At 57.5% G+C, this 17990-nt stretch carries 16 protein-coding genes; 4 read left to right on the top strand and 12 right to left on the bottom strand.

Translation table 11 applies throughout. The annotated features are described in order from the left end of the window. Nucleotides 1-4 precede the first annotated feature (4 nt). The 11 genes from xrtA to MB02_RS13405 form a co-directional block, all read right to left on the bottom strand. A complete protein-coding gene (gene xrtA, locus MB02_RS13455) occupies nucleotides 5-1567 on the bottom strand; it encodes an exosortase A (protein ID WP_082826196.1) in 1563 nt (520 codons plus the stop codon). After that, nucleotides 1557-2795: a TIGR03087 family PEP-CTERM/XrtA system glycosyltransferase gene (locus MB02_RS13450; protein WP_067538547.1), complete on the bottom strand. Its 1239-nt coding sequence runs from the start codon at nucleotides 2793-2795 to the stop codon at nucleotides 1557-1559. The genes xrtA and MB02_RS13450 overlap by 11 nt, the downstream gene beginning before the upstream one ends. Next, nucleotides 2792-3853, bottom strand: coding sequence for a FemAB family XrtA/PEP-CTERM system-associated protein (locus tag MB02_RS13445; RefSeq protein WP_067538545.1), 1062 nt, complete (start codon nucleotides 3851-3853; stop codon nucleotides 2792-2794). The genes MB02_RS13450 and MB02_RS13445 overlap by 4 nt, the downstream gene beginning before the upstream one ends. Next, nucleotides 3850-4725: an XrtA system polysaccharide deacetylase gene (locus MB02_RS13440; RefSeq protein ID WP_067538766.1), complete on the bottom strand. Its 876-nt coding sequence runs from the start codon at nucleotides 4723-4725 to the stop codon at nucleotides 3850-3852. Before MB02_RS13440 ends, MB02_RS13445 begins: the two co-directional genes overlap by 4 nt. An 11-nt stretch (nucleotides 4726-4736) precedes the next feature. Next, nucleotides 4737-5948 (bottom strand): XrtA/PEP-CTERM system-associated ATPase, encoded by a 1212-nt coding sequence (locus tag MB02_RS13435; protein ID WP_067538542.1) that lies wholly within the window; start codon nucleotides 5946-5948, stop codon nucleotides 4737-4739. A gap of 20 nt (nucleotides 5949-5968) precedes the next feature. Then, nucleotides 5969-7624, bottom strand: coding sequence for a TonB-dependent receptor (locus MB02_RS13430; protein ID WP_235829521.1), 1656 nt, complete (start codon nucleotides 7622-7624; stop codon nucleotides 5969-5971). Between the two features lie 2 nt (nucleotides 7625-7626). After that, complete coding sequence (locus tag MB02_RS13425; protein ID WP_067538539.1) at nucleotides 7627-8643, bottom strand: AAA family ATPase; 1017 nt, start codon at nucleotides 8641-8643, stop codon at nucleotides 7627-7629. 10 nt (nucleotides 8644-8653) lie between these two features. Beyond that, nucleotides 8654-10174, bottom strand: a complete 1521-nt coding sequence (locus MB02_RS13420; protein ID WP_067538537.1) for an XrtA system polysaccharide chain length determinant — start codon at nucleotides 10172-10174, stop codon at nucleotides 8654-8656. Nucleotides 10175-10190: 16 nt separating this feature from the next. Next, a complete protein-coding gene (locus tag MB02_RS13415) occupies nucleotides 10191-10835 on the bottom strand; it encodes an XrtA/PEP-CTERM system exopolysaccharide export protein (protein ID WP_067538534.1) in 645 nt (214 codons plus the stop codon). A 390-nt stretch (nucleotides 10836-11225) separates the two neighbouring features. Then, a complete protein-coding gene (locus tag MB02_RS13410; RefSeq protein WP_067538531.1) occupies nucleotides 11226-12452 on the bottom strand; it encodes a pyridoxal-dependent decarboxylase, exosortase A system-associated in 1227 nt (408 codons plus the stop codon). Next, nucleotides 12449-13978 carry an acyl-CoA ligase (AMP-forming), exosortase A system-associated gene (locus MB02_RS13405; RefSeq protein WP_067538528.1) on the bottom strand — a complete coding sequence of 510 codons (1530 nt, stop codon included), beginning with the start codon at nucleotides 13976-13978 and terminating at the stop codon, nucleotides 12449-12451. The genes MB02_RS13410 and MB02_RS13405 overlap by 4 nt, the downstream gene beginning before the upstream one ends. A 34-nt stretch (nucleotides 13979-14012) precedes the next feature. Here MB02_RS13405 and MB02_RS13400 point away from each other — a divergent pair, with 34 nt between their 5' ends. From MB02_RS13400 to MB02_RS13385, 4 genes are read left to right on the top strand one after another with little or no spacing between them, the layout of a single operon-like run. Further along, complete coding sequence (locus tag MB02_RS13400; protein WP_235829520.1) at nucleotides 14013-15002, top strand: GNAT family N-acetyltransferase; 990 nt, start codon at nucleotides 14013-14015, stop codon at nucleotides 15000-15002. 10 nt (nucleotides 15003-15012) lie between these two features. Beyond that, complete coding sequence (locus MB02_RS13395) at nucleotides 15013-15339, top strand: phosphopantetheine-binding protein (RefSeq protein ID WP_156495520.1); 327 nt, start codon at nucleotides 15013-15015, stop codon at nucleotides 15337-15339. Further along, nucleotides 15336-16028 (top strand): alpha/beta hydrolase family protein, encoded by a 693-nt coding sequence (locus MB02_RS13390; protein ID WP_235829519.1) that lies wholly within the window; start codon nucleotides 15336-15338, stop codon nucleotides 16026-16028. The genes MB02_RS13395 and MB02_RS13390 overlap by 4 nt, the downstream gene beginning before the upstream one ends. Then, the gene (locus tag MB02_RS13385; RefSeq protein ID WP_067538523.1) at nucleotides 16025-16798 is read left to right on the top strand and encodes a hydrolase 1, exosortase A system-associated; all 774 of its coding nucleotides are present in this window, start codon (nucleotides 16025-16027) and stop codon (nucleotides 16796-16798) included. The genes MB02_RS13390 and MB02_RS13385 overlap by 4 nt, the downstream gene beginning before the upstream one ends. On the opposite strand, the gene MB02_RS13380 is transcribed toward MB02_RS13385, so the two are convergent. Further along, nucleotides 16788-17984, bottom strand: coding sequence for a class I SAM-dependent RNA methyltransferase (locus tag MB02_RS13380; RefSeq protein WP_067538520.1), 1197 nt, complete (start codon nucleotides 17982-17984; stop codon nucleotides 16788-16790). The two genes, MB02_RS13385 and MB02_RS13380, sit on opposite strands and share 11 nt — an antisense overlap. Between the last annotated feature and the right edge of the window lie 6 nt (nucleotides 17985-17990).

Raw genomic sequence — 17990 nt, 5'->3', positions numbered from 1 at the left:
CCGGTTAGGGCAGATCGGCGGTACGGTCCATCCATTCTCCGACCGGACCGATGGTGGAAAGAAAACTCTCAAGGCTCTCCTGCGCGGATGGGTCGCCCCTATTTTCAGCCGACAAGATCAAAAGGATGGTCGCATGGTCTCTCAGCAGCAGGCGATCCTCCATTGTGGCCAGTTTGAGTCTGGCCTTGCTGCCGGTCAGCAGACTGCCGTTGCGATACCATGTTACCGCCAGTCGCTCGACAGCTCCCGGCGACTGCCCCTGCGCCAGTAGTCGCTCACTCTGTGCGCCTCGCATAGTCTGACCGACGCCAATCCACGACCATGGACTTTCAGGCATCAGCGCCCCTTGGCCATAGCCACCTGCTTCATTTCCTTCGTTCTGATCGGGATAAAGCGCGAAGAATACATCGACTTGATGCCCATTCCGGTCCCGATAACTTCCGAGCAACCGATGATCGGCACCGTGCGCATGGGGTTCCCACCAGACCGTCGGTTCATAATCGACCCGCTGCCATCCAGGCACATTCGGCAGGAATATCTGCTTGGGCATTTCAGCCGAAAGGCGCGCTGCCATAGCGGCCCAGAACAATGTCAGCACAACAAGCGCGCCACCCACCGAAATCAAGCGAATATGGGATGCGTAAGCACTCTCAAACACGCGCGGCAAAGTCCTGTGCTCCAGCCTGTCGGCGGAGATGAATGGGTCATCGACCGCACGGTCGAAGAACCGCCAAGCCAAAGCCAACACCGCTGCCATCACCAATGCAAAGAATATCCAGCCATAAAAGATGTGATCGAAACCGGCAGCAAACTCGACCCCGCGGAATTGTGCGATATAAATCGTGCCCCACGCTCGGACGCCGTTAGCCACGATCGGCAGAATCACGCAGACTGCCATGAACGCAAACCGCCGCCGCCAACCCTTGAAACAAATATGAGCGACCAGCGTGCCCAGCGCGATCATGGCGATCAGGAACTTGACGCCCGAGCAAGCCTCGGCAACCTCGAACAAGCCGACGGGAGTGTCGATGAACACCCCATCGATGTCAGCGGGAATCCCGCTCCAATGCGTCAACGCTATGGTGATCTTGGCCGTGATGGTTTGCAACGCGGGCACCAACTCGTCACCGAAAGGCACGAGAAAGAACATATAGGCCAACGGGAAGAGCAAACCGATTGCGACCCGCGGGCCAAGCAAAGCGAGAACTGCCGCCTGCAACATGAGAACCGCGCCAAGCTGGCGCGCGACGTTGAGGCCTGAAAAAGCGCCGAGCAGCCAGACAAAGAGAGCACCTGCGAAAGGCAGTAAGCCCCACCACCAGGCGCGCGGCTGCATTTTCAACAGTTCTTCGCGCCTCAGCGCCACCAACCAGATGAGGATGGCCGGGACCAGCAGCACATGGTTGTAAGTCGAACTATCCCACCATTGCCATGCCATGTCTGCCCAATCGCGCCAGAACACGGCAATCAATGCCGTCCAGACGCACAGTAGACGAGCAGCAGGCATTCTCCAGACGGGTGAAAGGCGACCCCACAATTGGCCCGGCATCAGGCGGTCAAGCGGCATTACGCCGCTCTTGTTTGGATCTACTGGGCCGAACCAAGGCTTCAAGTGGTGCCAGCGCAGCGTCCCAACCTCTCGTTTCGATAACGAATTGGCGTGCCGCCTGTCCAACCTCAGCCGCCATACGATGCCTGTCGGTGAGCACACGAGCGCACGCCACCAGTTCCTCGTCCCCCTGACCTACGACGAAGTGCATTTTGTCCTGCCCATCAATTCCGACGGCAGCCTCCGGTGTCAACAGAACAGGACGGGCCATGGCCATCGCCTCCAAAACCTTGTTCTGCACACCCCGCGCGATCTCAAGGGGTATGATCACCATATCCGCGCCTGCCAGATAGGGGCGGACATCAGCAACTTCGCCCCATACGCGGCAGCCCATTTTACCGTCGTAGGCCAGCAAGGCCGGTGGCGGATTTCTGCCAACAATATGGCATTCCGCATGCGGGTGGGACTTACGCAGTTCGGGTAGAATATTCGTCATGAGCCGCAGAGCAGCGGCAATGTTCGGTGGATAATCCATTTGGCCGGTAAAGACTATCCGTGGCCAACCCATCGCAGAAAAATCCGGCGATATTCCCACTTTCGCCGGATCGAAGTAGTCGGCGTCTATACCGTTGCAAAGTGGCGAAACCTGAACGCCGGCCGGCTCGGACAGACGCAACTGGAAAAGCCGGACCTCCTGCTCACTGACAAACAGAGTATGATTGGCACGGTGGGCTAACTTTTCTTCCTCTGCCCGGAGAAGTCGCCCCTCCCGTGCGTTTATCCATCGGCGGTGGAGAAGCCCGTTTTTTCCATATGCCTCAAATTTTGCTGAATCGACGTCCACAAGGTCCATCAGAACCTGCCCCGAGAAGTCGGCAGGAACATATTGCCCCATCTGCCCTGAAAAGACGTAGATCGTGTCAATTCGACCAGTTGCGAGGACATCCCGCACATAAGTTGCTATACGGTCGTCACGGAAAGCAGCAAGACTTACTGGCTCCCGCGCCGAAATAGCCTCCAATCCCGCCTTCCACAGGGGCTTATCCCTCTGCACAAGGCAGTGAGAATCAGCGACCGCCGCCAACTCATGCTCGTGAGCGAAGTCCTCTGCGCGATCCGCAAATGTCGCCACGTGTACCGGCGCCATGGAGGCCAACTTCCGCAGAACATGGTGCGATCGGATCTTGTCGCCCCGGTCCGGTGGAAAGGGCATGCGATGCGCCAGAAACAGAATTTCCCCGCTCATCCGAGCCCCCGCGCAAGGTATGGCCCGATCAAGTTTGCCAGCGGAAGCGGCAATCGCTTCCAGGCAGCAATGCGGGCCGCATGACGTGGGCTGGTAGGATCAACATCGCGGCACCGTGCTCCCGGTACTGTCCAACTCGCGTATGCCAACGGATCTGGCGTGAAACCCCAGTTGCGTTTGAAATGATAGGCGCCGCTTCCAGTCTTGGACCGGCCGAAATCGAAACGCGTACAACCACGTTGGCGGGCATGCCGCATGAGTTCGAAGTACATCCGATCATTGGCGCGTAATGCACGGGCTGCATGAGTTCCTCCGCCCCAATATGGCAGGACGGTCCCGCGATGATAGAGCGACAACACACTTGCCACGGCAACCCCCGCGTGACGAATTGTCAGGATATCTGCATCCAGGTGCTCCAACACCGCCTCGAACAGCGTACGCGGAAACACCGGTGTACCGAGATTACGCACACTTTCGGCATAGACCGCGTAATGGGCCGCCTGATCGTTCGTATCAGTTCCAATATGGACTGTCAGGTCGCTGTTCAGTCCCTTGCGCACTTCGGCCCGCTGTTTGCGTGGGATGGCAAGCAATTGCGCTTCGTCCTCCACCGCGAGGTCCGACACGAACCCACAGTGACTGTCCCGCCGGATCGACCAATTCCACGGCAATATGCCGCCCCGCAGTTCGATTGATCCACAGGTGTACCGCACAGCCAGTTCCTCGGCCGCGGCAGCCAGTTGCAGGGCAGTTGCTTTGCTGTGCGCAAGAATACCCCCTCCCACCGCGAAGCCGCTGGATACGAGTGCGCGACCGAATATGGGTGAGTGTAGTTCCGTCAGCGGGAGCCAACCGGAAATGCAGTCGCCGCGCTCCACAATCAGTCCCACAGCACGCTGGCCCGTTCCCTGTTCGATAGCTGCAAGCCACACAGGGCGGTGAAATATCGTTCCCTCCGGATGGGCCGCTACGAAATCCTCGAGCTGACGGCATTCCGCAGGATCGTCCAAAGTGGCCAGCCGAACTGTTTCGACACTATGCGCGAACGGGGCGTTCATGCGGCACATTCCCGCCTAAGACGCAAGGCTTCGCCTTGAGCCAGCGCATCCATGCGTCCCCATGAAAATTCGTTTACCAGCCGCTTCAGCTTACCTGCCATCCGACCAAGATTTGTGTAATGACGCAGGCGGGATTTGAGACGGGCCTGTTTGACCCGAGGTTGATCCGGATCGATTTCCCACGGATGAAAATAGAATACGGCCGGACGCTCGTCTCGCTGGTTCACCTGGCGGATCGCCCAGCGTGAGAAGCCATATGGCAAGACACGAAAGAAACCACCGCCCCCGGCCGCCAGTCGTTTGTTACCGAGTTCTGCTGTTGTGACCGGGATTTCGAGCAGGCCAACGCCGGGCAAGGGCCGGAAGCTGAAACGTGGCGCCTCCCGCCAGCCATAGTGGTCGTGGGCGATCGGGGCGACACTCGAACTATAGGCATAGCCCTGCTTCGCCAATTCCTCATACGCCCATGACGTACGATGATCGAATGAAAAGCTTGGCGCGCGATATCCTGTGACCAGAACACCGGCTGCGTCCTCGATAGTCTTGCGGGCCCGCGCGATATCCTTCCCGAACTGATTTTGATCCATGGTATGAACGCGAACATGGTCCCAACCATGACTGGCCAACTCGTGCCCAGCATCTGCAATACGGCGCATCAAGGCTGAATGCCTCTGAGCAACCCAGCCAAGCGTAAAGAAGGTCGCCTTGACCTCGGCTTCCTCAAACAACTCGAGAATTTGCTCCACATTGCGCTCAACGCGATCAGCAAGGCTATCCCAGTCGTTACGCGCGATTACATCCTCGAACGCACCGACCTGGAACCAGTCCTCCACATCTACGGACAGGCCATTGACGAGACCGTTCGCGCTCAACAAAGTTCTCCTCAGGCCGCGATGGGTCTCAGCCCGTCGCTTTCGATCCATTCTATCAACATCGTAAGCGTATGCCGGATGGCGATTTCCTGATCGCTGATACGGGCGTCGAGCGCTTCCAGCCGCGCGCCCAATTCAGCCAATCCAACCGGTTCGTTGGCCAGCGCGGCTTCGTGTGCCTGGGATAGTTCAACCACGGCCTGCTGCAATTCTGCAATCAGCGCATCACGATCAGCCAGCATGCGTTCCACGAGTATGGAATCGAAGGTCGGCTCGACACGCGGATCGGGTGTGGATTGCACAGCATGGTCACTTGCTCGGCGCGAGGGGTGGCTGGAGCCTTCACTCTCACTGCCAACAGGTTCTTTTTCCGCAATTTCAGCTGAAGCAGACATAGTGTCCGGAACGGCATTGTCATTTGCCATTTCGGAAAGAACGGTCTGCAACATGGCAGCGTCAATTCGCGAGCGTTGCTCCACTGCGCCCAGCAACAATAGCCGGTTTGCAATCTGATTTATTCTGCGGGGGATGCCTCCGCTCGCATCATAAAGCTCGGCAAAAACCTGCCGATCGAAGACCGGATTGCCTTTCCACCCGACCCGCCTAAGCCGATGTTCGATATATGGCTGAACTTCTTCCGGCTGCATCGGTTCAAGATGATGCGTGGCAATTACGCGTTGGCGCAACTGCTCCAGACGAGGGTGCGCTTGCAGCGTAGCCCTGAACTCCGGTTGACCCAGCAAGAGCGTCTGCAGCAACGGATGGGAGCCGAGCTGGAAGTTCGACAACATCCGCAGTTCTTCAAGTGCATCGACCGAAAGATTTTGCGATTCATCGACGATCAACAGGCAGCGACGGCCTGCACGCGCTTCATCATGCAGGAAAGCCTCCACCGCACCTAACGCTGAAGCCTTGTCATGGCCGTCTATCTCCAGGCCGAATGCCTGCGCGACGACATGCACGATTTCTTCCCCATCGAGTTTGCTCGTCACGATCTGCCCGACCGAAAGCTGCTCTGGATCAATCGTCGAAACGAGGTGTTCGACCAGAGTGGACTTGCCCGCCCCAACCTCGCCGGTAATGACAATGAACCCTTCGCCCTGCGCAAGGCCATATCCGAGATAGGACAACGCTTTGCGATGCGTAATGCTCTCGAAATAGAATTGCGGGTCCGGCGTCAGCTGGAAAGGCTTGCCCGTCAGCCCATAGAAATCGTCAAACATTGTCCATCTGCTCCATGAGCTCAGAATGAATAGCGCATTCCAACGAGGGCAGAGGCTGTCCAGTAATCCTCTTCTTCCTCGCGGCTTACGCCGTCGATGCCGATTGCCGCAGTCGCAGTCAGGCGGCGCGCCAGCAAATGATTGTAAGCGGCCGACGCTCCGAAAGCGGTTGCCCCACCAGCCTGATCAAGTCCGCTATCCATCCAACTGGCATAGACATTGGTGGAAAAGCTTGAACGCGGGCCGAGCCTGCCATTGAGATAGGCGGCCAGCCAGACATTCTCGTCCGTAGCACCGTCAATGGATTCCAGAATAGTTCCTTCGGCCGCGATATATTTGCGACGGTCGTATCCCACACCGATACCTGTCTGTATCCGGCCGAGATCAAGCGCATATGTCGCTGAAATACCGCGTGCACGGAAGGTTGCAGAACGAAGCGAACCAAGTGCGCCACTGATACAACTGCCGTCCTTGAGGCTATCCACGCAACCGCTGATGTCACCGCTAATCGGGTTCCTGATGGCCTGAAAATCTGTCGGGAGAGAGACCAGAGCCCGGTTCAATTGTCCCCCGTAGCCCGCGACACTGTCATAAACGGAGATATTCAAACTGCTGCGCCGGCTCGCCTGCCAGCCGAAATTGCCATAAAAACTACTGGAACCGTAGCGGCGACCGAAATGCGCTTCCAAAGACGTGCGCGGAGAAGGCCGCCATATAATCCCCACGTCCCAGATCATTCCATCCACATCGTATGCAATCCGGCGCGGCTGACTCTTGTCCGTCTTGTAATGGCCATCGGAACCGATCACCGGTTCTCCCGAACCGTCACGCAAGACATCGCGATGGGAAACCTCGACGTGTTCGTATCCGACTCCGCCCACAAGCGCGACGGACTGGCTTACAGGCACCGTCACATCAGCGCGAACGTGACGGTCATCAATTCGTTGGTCGAGATTGGAGACATCTTCGCGATTCCAGCCAGCGCCAACCCCAAGCCCAACTGGCAAGACGTCGCCCGGCCTCGTCCCGGCGTGAATATTGGCCGACTGAATTACGCTCTCGTCAAAAACATCGACCAGATCGCCAGTTGTAGTCACAACCTCTGCATCGGGAGAATCTACCCGGCTGTAACCGATCCGATAATCCGCATTTACCGCGACCTCGCCGACATGGGTGTTGAGTGAAGGCCCCGCATAGACGGAATACAGATTGCTTACATCATCCCCGTCACTCACCGGACCAAGGATCGAACCGCCATTACTTTCCACTCGCGTACGGGCAGCAAGCCCACCGGCTTCGACAGTCAGAGCTTGCGGAATAACGGCAGCAGATACACGCGCCAACCCGCTGAGCAGGTCTCCATCCGAGGCGTCCTTGCCCCAGCCGAATTGGCGTTCATAACGCAGCGAGACACCACCTGAAGTATTTCTGCCGTTGATCGATGCATCGACGCCCGCAGCCAGGCGGGTGTAAGTCACCGTGTCGTTGCCCGGCGAAAGTTCGGACGTGATCACCTGTGACGCTTCGATATAGGGCGTAATTTCCACCCTGCCCTTGCCACCAGCGCGGGCTTGGGAAGAAACTTCATCCTGCGGCAAATCCTGCCCCAAGGCAGGCCCCGCCAGAACAACAGTGGCAAGCATGAAGGGCAAGCAGCAAATCTTGAGCGCGGCCATGATTACCCCCCGTAACCGTAATAGGAGCCGAACTTGCGACCACTCGGGCTGAAATGCGCCGCATTGAGGAGCAATTTGATGTCAGGACAGCCAGAGAGCAGCGAACAGGCATCCTCCAGTGCATTTTGCCCGGTGCGATCAGCGCGGGCGACCAGCACGGCCTGACCCACGTACTTTGCCAGTTCGGCAGCCGGTGATGCCGCAAGGGCTGGAGGCGAGTCGAAGATCACCATCCGGTTCGGCGCCCCCCGAGTGAGACAATCGAGCAGTTCCACCGTCCTGCTGCTGGCGAGATATTCGCTGTCGTTGTTCGTCTGGTTACCTGCCGGCAAGACGTAAAGACCCGGGACATCGGTTGCGATGACGCAATCCTCCACCTTGATTGAGGGGTCAGCCAACGCGTCCATGAATCCCGGCCCGCCTTCAAGGCCAAGAGCAGACAGGACAGAGGGCTTGGCGAAATCAGCATCGACCAGAAGGACTTCGCTATCCTTTTCCGCTGCCATGGCCAGGGCCAGGTTTACGGCGCAGAATGTCTTTCCCTCACCCGGATGAGGCGAGCAAATCAGAACCCGCTGCCCGTTTGCAACCCCGCGACCGGCAAGCGACGAACGCGCCACTTCCAACAACTGACGTTTCACGATTCGAAATTCTTCCAGCAGGCCGGTCACTGCACCTTCAGGCTGAATCAAACCCTGTTCACGCAAATGGACACGATCGACATACCGCCGCTCACCCTGAAAACGAACAGGATCAGGTGTCCCCTGGTCCACTGTATCCGTCGGCGACGTGCCGGGGGTGTCAGGGGTTGCTGTCTGAGCCCGTTCGTCCGCACGTGTTGGTTGAGACGGCCTTACCATGCCCGACCTGATCCGCTTTGATGGCGATTCCGCCAAGCTCTCCGGCACTGGTGCTGGCTTGAACCCCTTGAGATCGAATGCGTTGCTCGCACGCTCAAACAAGGAATTACCGTCCGGCACCTTTTTGGGCGGTGTAGGTGTATTGCTCTGGTCCGTCATATCCCGCCTCTCACGCAACACTGCCACGCTGAACGAATTCCGTCGCCAGCAGGATCAGGAACAGCCCTGCGAGCGCAGCACTGGCGCCCACGAATTGTTTGTTCCGGCGAACTCTTATTGCGCGCGCGGCGTCCGTCAGAGTAAAGGAAATGGTTCCCAGGACCGGCAGACCGAATGCACGTTCCAGCTTGTTCGCCGTGGCGAACGTGGAATGCAATTGGCCCATTGCAAAGGCCACCCCGACACCTGCCCCGATCCCGACGAACAACACACCGAACAGCAGCAAGGGCCGGTTCGGAGCCGCAGGTGTGCGTGGAGTGTTCGGTGGATCGATAACTTCAAATTTCACCGCGTTACGCTCGGTTTCCACCTGCCCCCTGAGCCGTAACTCCTCACGATCCTGCAACAGCTTGTCGTATTGCTTGCGTAACACATCATAATCGCGGCTGATGCGCTGGGCTTCTGCCGCAACACCCGGTTCAGCCGACTGGTTGGCGGCGATCGCCGTCAATTCGGACTGAAGCGCAGCTTTGCGTGCCTGAAGCGCCTGAATAGTAGCCTGCCTGTCAGAACGGATCGACATCAGCGAGGTATAAGCCGGATTGGGCATGCCCCCGGCATCACCCGATGTTACCGCTTGCTTGCGCAGGGATGCGATCTGCTTGTTCAATGCGACCACGTCGGGATGGCTATCCGTCAATCCCCGCGCCTTCATTCCCGCGAGGTCTGCCTCCGCTTGCGCCAAAGCCCCCTTCACTCCGCCACTCTGGCCGGGCACGACAATCGTCCGTGGCGTACCAGCGAGTTGGCCATCTATTGCCGCCAGCGCACTTTGCGCCGCAGCAAGATCTGCATCGACATTGCGCATCGCATCGCTTGCAGTATCCAGTTTCTGGGCAATGGCCTGCGCACCGCCAATCAGTTGCGGATGTGTGGCCTCGAACGCCAGGCGCTTCTGTTCGGCAGTTTCAAGCTCCTTTTGCCGCGCAGCGAGCTGCTGGTCCAGGAAAGCCAACGTCTCCCGCATTTCACCGCGCCCACCAGCAAGATTTTCCTCACGGAAAATGTCGATCATTTTCTGAACGATATCCTGCGCCAACTTGGCATTTTCAGCGTCTGACAGATCGCTTCGACCGGATCTGGCAGTTATTTCGAACAGGTTGTCTTTCTCGCTTTTGATATCGATTTGCTTGGCGAGAGCTTCCACAGCGATTTCCATTTCGCGCGGCGTGGTGATTTCATTGCCGAGCCGCGTTGAACGAATGACCTTTTCCAGGTTGACCGAACTGGTCATCGTTTCCCGGACACGTTCGATGTCGCGTTTGATGCTGCCGGAACCAATCCCCACCTGCTGCGCCAAAACGTCTTCCAGCTGCACGAAAATGCGGGTCTTCGATTCATAGGTGTTGGGCACCAGAGCAACTATCAGCCAGCCCAGCACACATACCGCCCAGGCCACACCAAGCGCCAACCATCTCCGGTTCCAGACCGAATGCAGCGCCGCCAGGGCTTCTTCATAGATGCCGTTCATACCGTGCGCGCCGTTCTCAGAACATGCTTTCAGGAATAATGATGACGTCGCCCGGCATCAGCAGGACGTTTGCCTTGCTGTCGCCTTTCTTAAGCAGATCGCCCAGGCGAACCTTGTATTCCTTTTGCTTGCCGGTTTCCTTGTCGAAACGGATCAGCTTCGCCCGGTTACCTGCGGCGTACTCACTCAGCCCACCGACCGCGATCATCGCGTCGAGCAAGGTCATGTTCGCGCGATAGGGAATCGAGGCGGGCTTTTCTGTGGCTCCGACAATTCGCACTTGCTGGCTGAACGTACCGGCAAACTTGTTGACGATCACGGATACCAATGGATCGTTGATGTACTGGGACAGTTGCAGGCGGATATCTTCCGCCAGCATGGATGGTGTCTTGCCCACCGCAGGCATATCCGTCACCAGTGGCGTAGTGATGCGGCCATCGGGCCGAACCTGCACGCTGGCGCCGAGCTCCGGATTGCGCCAGACATGAATGGTCAGTTCATCGAGAGGGCCGATCACATATTCCTCACCCGGCCCTTCCTGCATCGCGACGAACTGCGCGGGCGGCAACTGAGCCCCGCCAGTCGTCGCTGAACAGCCGGAAAGGGCGAGAGCTATTGCCGCGCTGGCGACAAGTATCCGGGCGATATGAGTACGTAACATCAATGCGCATCCTTGCGACTTATCAGGCCCCGATCCCAGCCGAAGGACGACCGGAAACCGCGAACCCGTGGATCCATCACGCGCTTTCGCGAAAAAGGGTGAATATACCGTTAGCCTTGCCCTCATAATCCCGCATTTCAGCGGGTTATTTGTGGGCCGTCCCGAAACGAGACGCGGACAATCGATAAGTTAATGAGCCATACAGCCCAGTTAACTTTCTTTTCCCAGCCGCCGGTCGCCAATCAGCACCGGTGAGCACAGGTTTGCACACCATTACCCTGCGGTTTGGCGAACATCGCTGTTTGTGGGATGCCGCTTTGTGACAGCGAACATTGACCTTCCGCCAGAACAGATCTCAATCGGGCGTTTCCCCGGCCACGTTGGGAAGACCTATGCCAAGATTTCCTTCGCAGGCCCTTGCCCCAGAAACGCTGATGGACTTGCGCTCGCGCCGTAAGCACCGGCGCAAAATACCGCGACAAGGTCCCCGACCTCAGCACGCGGCAGAAGAGCCTTGTCTGCGAGACGATCAAGCGGGGTGCACAAACACCCAACGACATTAACCTCTTCAACCGGCTCTGCTGAAAAATGCGAAGCGATGGCGACAGGGTAATTGCGCCGCACCACTGTCCCAAAATTGCCTGACGCGGCCAACTGGTGGTGCAACCCACCATCGGTGATCAGATAAGTCTCTCCATGACTTTGTTTGCGATCGACTATCCGGGTCAGATAAACGCCTGCCTCTCCAACCAGAAAGCGGCCGAGTTCGATACAGAATTGGGTATCGGAGAGAATGTCCGGTAAATCTGCGATACGCTCCGACAATGCCGCACCGACCGCCACAATATCCAACGGCTCGTCCCCGGCGAAGTAGGGGATGCCGAAGCCACCTCCCATATTGCAGTGCGGAATGGGACCACCGATCGCCTCGGACAATCGCGCCGCCAATGCCAGAGTATTCGCCTGTGCCTCGATAATCGCATCGGCACTCAAGGCCTGGCTACCAGCGAAAATATGCAGCCCCCGCCATTCTGCGCCAGCAGCGATTACTTCACGTGCAAGATCGGGAACCCACTCGGCATCGACGCCAAATGGTTTTGCACCGCCACCCATTTTCATTCCCGACCCTCGTAGTTCGAAGTCAGGATTCACTCTAATCGCGAGACGGGGGCGCTTGCCCTGTCGTTCTGCAATCGACAACGCCCGCCGTGCTTCACTTTCCGATTCCAGATTGAGTGTCACCCCAGCGGAAATTGCCGCCGCCAATTCGATGTCCCGCTTGCCCGGTCCGGCAAAACTGACCTTCGCCAGATCAACGCCAGCGGCAGAGATCAGATCCAATTCCCCTCCAGAAGCAATATCGAACCCATCGACGAGTTCATTCATTTGCTCAAGAATAGGGCCAAAGGGATTTGCTTTTACAGCATAATGTATCGCCACCCTGTCAGGGAGTGCAGCTCTCAAGCTAGCTACACGATCACAGATCAAATCGCGCGAATAGACGAACAGCGGCGTACTGCCTGCCCGTTCTGCCAGGTCACTCGCAGTTTTACCTGAAATGGCGAGTTCGCCATCCAAGGCATTATAGCCCAAGGGAATTGGCCCGAGCGGCTTCATGCGCCAAGCTCCTCTGCCAAGGCAACCCGATCGATTTTCCCATTGGGGTTAAGCGGCATCGTATCCCGCCAATGAATTTTGTGCGGGCGCATGAAGTTCGGCAATTCACGCGCAAGAATGGCTGCAAGTTCATCCTGCTGCGTATCATCCGTGCCCGTTGCCCCACGAACAACGAGATGCACGGCCTGCCCGAGGCGAACATCCGGCACACCAATCGCAATCGCTTCACTCACCAGCCCGGTATCCCGGGCTGCATCCTCCACTTCCTGCGGACTGATACGATTTCCTGCGCTCTTGATCATGGCGTCACGTCTACCGACAAAATACAGCAACCCATTCTCGTCACGTCTTACGCGATCTCCCGACCAGACCGCTGTCCCGCCATAAGCCGAAACATCGGGTGCCGGCCGGAAACGTTCAGCCGTGCGCACCGCGTCATGCCAGTATCCCTGCGCCACCAACGGACCACAATGCACCAGTTCCCCCTCCTCGTTAGGCAATGTTTCCATTCCATCCTCCTGAATCACCAGGATTTCCGCGAAAGGAATTGCACGTCCCATCGAGGTCGGGTGGCTGTCGACCAGCGAAGGATCGAGATACGTCGAACGGAATGCTTCGGTCAGGCCATACATCGGAAACAGGCGGGCCTGCGGGAAAATTCTCCGCAAACCTCCGATAAGATCCGTCGTCAGCGCCCCACCGCTGTTTGTCAGGCGACGGATCGACATCGTGGCTTCATTCGGCCAGTCCTGTTCAATCAACTGCACCCACAGAGGAGGAACTGCCGCAATCGTAGTGATCTGATGACGAGCGCAGGCCTTTATGACATCGCGTGGGGTAAGGTAATCCAGCGGGACGACACTGGCTCCCGCCCGCCAGGCATTGAACAACTGATTTTGCCCGTAATCGAAAGACAGCGGCAAGACGGCAAGAACGACATCGTCGTTTTCCATCCCGAGATAATGGGCCACGCTGACGGCACCGAGCCACAGATTTGCGTGGCTGAGCATTACGCCCTTCGGCCGTCCCGTCGAGCCACTGGTATAGAGCAGAGCCGCAAGAGCCTCGGGATCGGCATCGGACAGCGGCAATTCTGACGCCATTGCGCCCACCCCTACCCAAAGCTCGACCTCGTCGACCAGTTCGCACCCTTCCGAGATATCCTCAGGTCCGAGCGAGGAAAGCCGGCCAGCGTTCCCCAACAGAAGAGCAGCTTCACAATCGTCAAGGATGTAGGAAACCTGCATGTGTTTCAGCAAAGGGTTAATAGGAACATGCACCAGTCCAGCCCGGGCCGCGGCAAGAGGCAACAAGCAGGTCAATTCTCCTTTGGCTGCCCAACTGGCAACTCTTGCCCCCTTCACCGGAACTTTTGCCTGCAACCATGCCGCCAAAGCCCCTATACGTTGCCTTAAGTCCTGATAGGTAAGCGTCCGATCACGCAGGATCAGAGCGGGAGCATGAAGCTCGCCATATTCGACGATATGGTCGATCGGTCTGATCTCGGGATCGAGCGCTACGGACATGGGGCGAAGGAAGCTCCGGCAGAGGACATGGAATGTGATCGCGATCAGCTATCACGACAGGGCAGATGTCTTGCAAGGGGCAAAATGGGTTGAGGGTGGCCCCTTCAACCGTGCGGAATGGTTCAACCTTCTTTCCGAAAACCCTGAAAGCAATGCCCTCTTCGCGCTCGCGCAGGCGGATGATGGCATGGCGGCATTGGCGCTGAGACGCCATGAGGACCGCCTTGATGCCCTCACCAACTGGTACGCATTCACATGGGGACCAATGGTGTCAGAAAAAGCGGACAGCCGCCCCCTTCTCACCACGCTGGCCCGAGATCTCAAATCCAGCGCACGCCGAGTTGTTCTTGCCCCTCTAGCAGCTGAGAATAACAGTACTGAAGAACTTGAAAATTCTTTCAAATCAGCAGGGTGGATAGTATTTCGGTCAGAGTGTGACAAGAATCATTTTCTGCGTGTCAATGGCCGCACTTACGCCGAATATCTTGCATCACGCCCCGGCGCTCTCCGCACAACACTTGCCCGCAAGTCGAAGAAACTTGATATCAATATATATCATGTACTTAATGATGATATTTGGCATACCTACACCCAGATATACCAACAAAGCTGGAAGCCGCAGGAGGGCTCTCCTGACCTTCTGAAGCGCTTTGCCCAACAGGAAAGCGATGCGGGTCACCTCCGTCTCGCGTTAGCTCATCACAACGGGCAGCCAGTTGGAGCACAATTCTGGACGGTCGACCATGGAACTGCATATATCCACAAGCTGGCTCACCTCCCAGAAGCACAAAGCCTTTCCGCTGGCACTGTCCTCACCGCTGCGCTGATGAAGCACGTAATCGACATTGAGGGCGTAGAGCTGGTTGATTTCGGCACTGGCAACGATACGTACAAGGCCGACTGGATGGAATTGGTCAGACCCCGTTTCGAACTCGATTGCTACGATCCTGGTCGTCTCCTGAACTGGCCATATATCGCCCGGGCAGCGCTGCATCTTCTTGCCACTCGCAAATCCGCTGGCTAGGGCAACTTTCATGGACCAGAATCCAGCCAATCTTGCCGCAGCGGGAGAAGATGCGGCCAACGTACCCGCCCTCCAGGGCAGTGCAACCGACGCAATCTTGCGCAGGGTCTTGTCCGATGTTCTCGGGCTGGACGGAAGCCTTGTCGCCACGTTCACCAAGGAGACCGGGTTGTTCGGGCACTTGCCCGAACTGGATTCCATGGCAGTCGCGACCCTTCTTACCGAAATGGAAGATCGCTTCGACATCGTGATAGACGACGATGAAATTGACGGCGAAATGCTGGAAACGTTCGGGGCCCTTCTCGACTTCGCAGAAGCGAAGCGCACCGCGAATTGACGGCACCAATGGTCGTCACGACCTGGCCCTGTATCCCGGAAGAGGGTCCGGTCTCAGACGAATACGCAGTCTTTTTCGACCAAGGTCGCCAGTATCGGATACTGATTCTCCCCGCGCTTTTTGACGAGGCGAACAAGCTGCGGCGTCATACAGTCGAGGTAATGCGCAGGCTTGACGGTGCAGGTATAGACACTTTTCTACCTGACCTTCCTGGTTGCAATGAAAGCCTGCAACCTCTGGAGAAGCAGCGCCTGGCAACGTGGCGTGATGCCGCCCGAAATGCCGCCTCCCATTTCAAAGTATCGCATGTCCTGACCATTCGCGGGGGTGCAATTCTCACTCCACCCAACGTCATTGGCTGGCGCTATGCCCCCCAATCGGGAAGCAACATTCTTCGGTCGCTACTTCGAGCGCGACTTGTCGCGAAGCGCGAAACGGGGCGGATAGAAACCACAAAAGGCCTGCTTGAAACTGGCCGCGTCAATGGCCTCAACCTTGGTGGATACCGGATCGGACCGCAAATGTTTGTCGATCTCGAGCAGTCTCGTCTCGCTGACAACGGCAAACTGACGGACATACCGCAAGTCTCTATCGGAGGCAGCGGTCTATGGTTACGTTCTGAGCCTGGCGAGGCGCCTGCACAAGCAGACGCTTTGGCAGCAACAATTATCATGCAGCTTACCTCATGAGCCGCAAGCACATCACCTTCACTTGTGCCGGGGAGCAGCTTGTCGGCACGCTCGATGCCGGAGAATGCGAGGTCGGCGTCCTGATCGTCTCAGGCGGAAATGAAGTGCGAAGTGGAGCATTTTCAGGGCAAGCTCACCTCGCAACCCGACTGGCTTTTGCAGGCTATCCTGTCTTCCGATTCGACCGGAGAGGGGTCGGTGACAGCACCGGGACCAACACCGGCTTCAAAGACAGCGCAATGGATATCACCGCGGCCCTTGCGACATTTCGCGAACACGTGCCCGGTTTGCGCAGCATTGCAGGCTTCGGTATCTGTGACGCAGCCAGCGCCTTGATGCTGACCAGAGGGGCAGGCTGCGATGCATTGGTTCTGGCCAATCCATGGGTTGTTGAAGACTCGACTGCGCTACCTCCACCATCTGTCATCCGCGCCCGCTATATTGCCAGAATGCGCGATTCAGGCGCCATTCTGCGGCTAGTGAGCGGCAAAGTCTCACTAAGAAGGCTCCTTCAGGGGGTGAAAGGTGCATTAAGGCCGACTCCGCCACCTACCGGGCTCGCCAGGGATGTGACCCGGGGCCTGGCTTCTTTTCCCGGACCCGTTCGCATTTTGCTCGCCGAGAGGGACCGTACAGCACAAATTTTCGATGCTATTTGGCCCAAGGGTGATCCGAGAGTGTTCCGATGCCCTGATGCGAGCCATGCCTTTGCCGAAGCGAAGTCGGAGGATTGGCTTTTTCAACAGATACTTACAGCTATCAGCGAGTAAAAAGACTCACTAACTCGACATGAGTGGACCACCGAAACTGGCCCACAGGGCGCAAGTGAACAAGCCGATAGCCGCCGTCGATCAATATCTTGGCATCGCGAGACCAACTTGCCGGATTACAACTTACATATACGATCCGCGGCGTGTTACTTTCCGCAAGTAACTTCACCTGTTCCCGGGCTCCTGCTCGCGGTGGGTCAAGCAAAATGGCATCGAAGCGATTTAGTTCGTCAGGCTGAAGCGGATTACGGAACAGGTCCCGATGCATTGCATGGATCGGCATTTGCCCATGCGCAGCGGCGGCCTTGCAAGCGAGATGGGCATCCTGCGCAGCCTCCACGGCGAGCACTTTGGCTGGCTTTGCCAATGCGAAAGCAAAGGTGCCAAGACCGGAAAACAGATCGGCAATGGTTGCCGCCCCGGCCAGCCAATCCCGCGCGGCAGAAACCAACGCAGCTTCCCCATCATGCGTTGCCTGCAGAAAGGCGCCAGACGGAAAGCCAACGGCCATGCCCGAAAGCGAGACTGTGACCGGTTCGGGTTCCCACATGGTTTCAGGCCCATACCCCTGATCAAGTGTCAGCCGCGCCAGATCATGCTCTTTTGCAAAATCAAGCAATGCTTCCGTCTCGGCCAGGCCTTCAAAGGCAAGGCCCTTTATTCCTATGTCGGCTCCCTGATCCGTGAGAGTCAGCGATATATCTCCGCCATATTTCCCTTTCCTGCGCGCAAGCAAGGCACGCAATGGCATGACCAGGGCGAATAGGTCTGGCACCAGGATTGGGCATTCTTTCAGATCGACAATCCTGTGGGAGCCCTGTTCCCTGATACCTATCAGCGGGCGGCCTCCGCCGTTTATCACGTGGAGCGTTGCCCGACGGCGGCTATGTGCCGGGGAAAGGTGTGTCTCATGCAAGTGTTCGGCGGAAATACCTTGCCCTTCAGCCGCCAGCACCACCCTTTCCGTCACAAAACGTGCAAGAGTATCCTCATCGCAGTGCTGGAGTTGGCATCCCCCGCACACTCCAAAATGCCGACACGCAGGAGCCATGCGATGCGGCCCGGGCCTGATCGAACCATCGGGCAAGACCAAATCCCCAGGCGCAGTTCCCGCTATATGCCTGCCCGAAGCGGTGACACCGTCACCCTTGGCGGCAACACGTACGATTTCTTCGATTTCATTCAATTGCCG

This window comes from Croceicoccus estronivorus, from assembly GCF_001625325.1.
In the GTDB taxonomy this organism is placed as follows: Bacteria; Pseudomonadota; Alphaproteobacteria; order Sphingomonadales; family Sphingomonadaceae; genus Caenibius; species Caenibius estronivorus.
This window is presented reverse-complemented; position numbering and strand designations above follow the sequence as displayed.

Excerpts from the sequence above, each read along its gene's own strand:
- MB02_RS13410 (WP_067538531.1), bottom strand. The coding sequence starts at position 12,452 with ATGAAGCCGCTCGGGCCAATTCCCTTGGGCTATAATGCCTTGGATGGC.
- xrtA (WP_082826196.1), bottom strand. The coding sequence starts at position 1,567 with ATGCCGCTTGACCGCCTGATGCCGGGCCAATTGTGGGGTCGCCTTTCA.
- MB02_RS13435 (WP_067538542.1), bottom strand. The coding sequence starts at position 5,948 with ATGTTTGACGATTTCTATGGGCTGACGGGCAAGCCTTTCCAGCTGACG.
- MB02_RS13450 (WP_067538547.1), bottom strand. The coding sequence starts at position 2,795 with ATGAGCGGGGAAATTCTGTTTCTGGCGCATCGCATGCCCTTTCCACCG.
- MB02_RS13405 (WP_067538528.1), bottom strand. The coding sequence starts at position 13,978 with ATGTCCGTAGCGCTCGATCCCGAGATCAGACCGATCGACCATATCGTC.
- MB02_RS13385 (WP_067538523.1), top strand. The coding sequence starts at position 16,025 with ATGAGCCGCAAGCACATCACCTTCACTTGTGCCGGGGAGCAGCTTGTC.
- MB02_RS13430 (WP_235829521.1), bottom strand. The coding sequence starts at position 7,624 with ATGGCCGCGCTCAAGATTTGCTGCTTGCCCTTCATGCTTGCCACTGTT.
- MB02_RS13420 (WP_067538537.1), bottom strand. The coding sequence starts at position 10,174 with ATGAACGGCATCTATGAAGAAGCCCTGGCGGCGCTGCATTCGGTCTGG.
- MB02_RS13425 (WP_067538539.1), bottom strand. The coding sequence starts at position 8,643 with ATGACGGACCAGAGCAATACACCTACACCGCCCAAAAAGGTGCCGGAC.
- MB02_RS13415 (WP_067538534.1), bottom strand. The coding sequence starts at position 10,835 with ATGTTACGTACTCATATCGCCCGGATACTTGTCGCCAGCGCGGCAATA.
- MB02_RS13445 (WP_067538545.1), bottom strand. The coding sequence starts at position 3,853 with ATGAACGCCCCGTTCGCGCATAGTGTCGAAACAGTTCGGCTGGCCACT.
- MB02_RS13395 (WP_156495520.1), top strand. The coding sequence starts at position 15,013 with ATGGACCAGAATCCAGCCAATCTTGCCGCAGCGGGAGAAGATGCGGCC.